This window comes from Psychrobacter sp. UBA3483 (assembly GCF_002377905.1).
In the GTDB taxonomy this organism is placed as follows: domain Bacteria; phylum Pseudomonadota; class Gammaproteobacteria; order Pseudomonadales; family Moraxellaceae; genus Psychrobacter.
The window spans coordinates 1-3408 of sequence record NZ_DFQS01000007.1; the positions used below are offsets into that span (position 1 = coordinate 1).

Sequence of the window (3408 nt, forward strand, 5' to 3'; positions counted from 1 at the left end):
GGGGTTACTCTCGGTCTTTGAGTGTTTGCCAAAGTCATGCTCTTCTAGGTTGTGGATTGGTATAGACATAAGTGGATTATACTATATATTTTGGGTTTGGTATAAGAATCATTTACTTTATTTATTGTGTAAACACGCATAAAAATAGCCGTTATAAAATATAGCGGCTATTTTTTCATTTCTAATTTCTAATTTCTAATTTCTAATTTCTAATTTCTAATTTCTGTTTTTACTCTTGCTTTGCTAATTCTTTGTTTCTAATTTTTCGTTTCTATCAGCGCAATCATCGCACCCATCTCTTTTTTATCATGCTTATCAATGGTCGGTGCGTAGAGTGCCGAAGCGATACCGCCATCTAAAAATAGGGCATTTGGGCAGCTTAATTCATCTTTAAACAAGGCGGCAAATTGATAAAAGCTCACCGGCGCCTCGCTATTGACAAATTGTATACTGCCATCACTGCAAACACCGGCGCCATTACGTAGCTTAAGCGAGCTGCTCTCAGGTTTAAACTGCGGGTGAATTTTATTATTGATGACTAGCATAGGACCTGATTGCGTCGCATACCAAGGCTGCGTATTGCCATTTTTGAGCTGGCTGTCTAGCGTTTTGCTTTCGGTAATCTGTACTTTGCCAGATTTATCCCACCACATGACGCCGTTGGGCAACAGATGAAAGTTGCCGCCGCCTTCTTTGATATTTAATGCGCGTCGCTCCCTACCTTCGATAACCGTATAGCCAATCGGCGCATAATTTTCATTATACATGCCAGCATTCATGGCAAAGTTAAGGGTTTGATTAGAGGGCAGCGCCGCTAGTAAAGCATCAAAAGTCAGTAGCGGCTGGTTGTTATCAGCATTGCTATCGCTCTGTTGCCAAAATAGCTGTAATGAATAACGCGTGTCGGTCAGCGCCTTTGCATCAATACGGCAAACGCTATAGGCAAAGGGCGTGTTTTGCGCCTGACATGACCAATTTTTGCCATCACTACTTATCGTGTCATGGTTATTATCTTCTGCTGGCTGGCAAGCGCTGATGCTTAATGCAACCAGCGCTGCCGCCAACAATGAGTAAGGGAACCTAAATATAGAACTTGGCATCGATGACTTATCTTTTTATAGGATAACGTTAGATGGTCTAAAAAACGCCATAATCCATAATCCTTAATCGTCTAATGGCGGAATTTCGCGGAAAGTATTATTGACGTTGCCAATTAACAGACCACCATCGATAAGGTCTACTGAATCATCGGGGTGCAGGGTGGTTGGGGCATTGGTTTCTTTACCTTTATCACGCGAGTCTTTGTTATAAGCAATCAGCGCATCGTTATTGGCAAGGAAGCTATCAGGATTTGCCATCACCCACATTTGGTTAAAGACGTCGGCGCGAGCATTTTGCTCAAGCAGCGCACCTTGGTCGGCAAAGTAAAAGAACTTCGATAATAGCTTGATTTGGCCATCGTCTAAACGGCGGGCGATATGATACGGCTGCAATTGGCTTGGATGCTGAAGACCGACGGCGCCAACGATACTAGCAAGCGACTTTAGGGTGTTTTTATGGAAGCTTGCCACGCGCTCAGCTTTACTTGGTACATCAAGGGCTTTTTGGCGATACGGGTCTTGGGTTGCGACCCCAGTCGGGCAAGTATTGGTATGGCAAGAGCGCGATTGGATACAACCAACGGCAAACATAAAGCCGCGCGCTGAGTTGCACCAGTCAGCACCCAGCGCAATCATACGCGCAATATCAAAGCCTGAGACAATTTTGCCACTAACGCCAAGCTTAATCTTATCGCGAATACCCGCACCAACTAAGGTATTATGCACGAGCATAAAGCCTTCAACCATTGGCATACCGACGTTGTCCATAAATTCAACAGGCGCTGCACCTGTACCGCCTTCAGCACCGTCAATGACAATAAAGTCAGGGTAATTGTCCATCTCTATCATGGCTTTCACGATTGCCATAAACTGCCATGGCTGACCGATACACAGCTTAAAGCCGACTGGCTTACCACCTGATAAATCACGCAGCTGCTGCCAAAAAGTCACCAACTCACGCGGCGTACTAAAGGCGCTGTGCGAAGAGGGCGACACGCAGTCTTTGCCCATCGGCACGTGGCGCGTATCAGCAATCTCTTGCGTGATTTTTTCTGCTGGCAGTACGCCGCCCTGACCCGGTTTTGCGCCTTGTGAGAGTTTAATCTCAATCATTTTTACTTGCGGGTCAACGGCTTGTTCGGCAAAAGACTGCGGATCAAAATTGCCATATTCATCACGGCAACCAAAATAACCAGTGCCCAGCTCCCAAATCAAATCACCGCCAAACTTACGATGATAAGGGCTGATGGCGCCTTCGCCAGTATCATGGGTAAAGCCGCCCAATTTAGCGCCTTGATTAAGCGCCATAATGGCATTGGCCGATAAACTCCCAAAGCTCATCGCTGAGATGTTAAATACCGACATATCATAGGGCTGCTGACAACGCTCACCGCCAACAATGATACGAAAGTCTTTATTTTCTAACGGTTGACTGACCGCGGATTGTAAAAACCATTCTTTACCGTGCGCGTATAAATTATCGAGCGTACCAAAGGCATTGGTATCACTAACGTTTTTTGCTCGTTGATACACCAGCGCGCGCTGCTGGCGTGAAAACGGCACTTGTTCTTTGTCATTTTCTAGTAAATATTGGCGAATTTCAGGGCGAAAATCCTCAAGCACATAGCGAATATGCCCAGCGACCGGATAGTTTCTTAAGATGGCATGCTTTGCTTGTATGACATCATAAATCCCTAAACCCACACCCAATCCGCCAAGAATGATCAGCCACCAGTTCATCAGTAACAGCCCTGCTATAAACAGCAAGGCGGCAGCGGCAAAAGTGCTATAGCGCAACATGACGCCAACTAAATAAGGAGAATCCTGTTTGGGTTTTGGGTTTAGATTGGTACGAGATTGGGGCATAACGATACTCAACAGTAAAACATTGGAATTAAAAATGCGGCAGAAAGTTATTTTGTAACTTTGCCGCTATTCATTATTCAGTACCTAGATTAACACACCAAGTGCAACGCTAATTAATGGAATAAAACACTTGGTTTGGCGTTTTAAACCCCAAACGCTTTCTTGGTCTGTTGTTTAACCTGTCTTCGATGTTCTGAACCTCATCATCAGATACTTGTCTAAAGTCACAGCCTTTAGGCAAGTACTCTCTAATCAAGCCATTGGTATTTTCGTTTGTTCCTCGTTGCCATGAGGCATAAGCATCAGCAAAGTAGAACCCACTATAGAGTCTTTGCTTAATGGCTTTATGATCCGCAAATTCCTTGCCATTGTCGGACGTAATCGTCTTAACGTGTAGTTTCACTGGCGTTAGCATTACCACCATCGCATCCGCGACCAGATG

Annotated in this window: 3 protein-coding genes; all 3 read right to left on the bottom strand. The window is 45.0% G+C overall.

The genetic code is table 11. From position 1 onward, the window contains the following. Positions 1-257: 257 nt before the first annotated feature. Positions 258-1100 carry a phosphodiester glycosidase family protein gene (locus B2866_RS01760; RefSeq protein WP_296190063.1) on the bottom strand — a complete coding sequence of 281 codons (843 nt, stop codon included), beginning with the start codon at positions 1098-1100 and terminating at the stop codon, positions 258-260. Positions 1101-1163: 63 nt separating this feature from the next. Beyond that, positions 1164-2966 carry an FMN-binding glutamate synthase family protein gene (locus B2866_RS01765; protein WP_296190066.1) on the bottom strand — a complete coding sequence of 601 codons (1803 nt, stop codon included), beginning with the start codon at positions 2964-2966 and terminating at the stop codon, positions 1164-1166. 109 nt (positions 2967-3075) lie between these two features. Beyond that, positions 3076-3408 (bottom strand): IS30 family transposase (locus B2866_RS01770; protein ID WP_296190069.1); only part of this gene is annotated, 333 nt, incomplete at its 5' end.

Excerpts from the sequence above, each read along its gene's own strand:
- B2866_RS01760 (WP_296190063.1), bottom strand. The coding sequence starts at position 1,100 with ATGCCAAGTTCTATATTTAGGTTCCCTTACTCATTGTTGGCGGCAGCG.
- B2866_RS01765 (WP_296190066.1), bottom strand. The coding sequence starts at position 2,966 with ATGCCCCAATCTCGTACCAATCTAAACCCAAAACCCAAACAGGATTCT.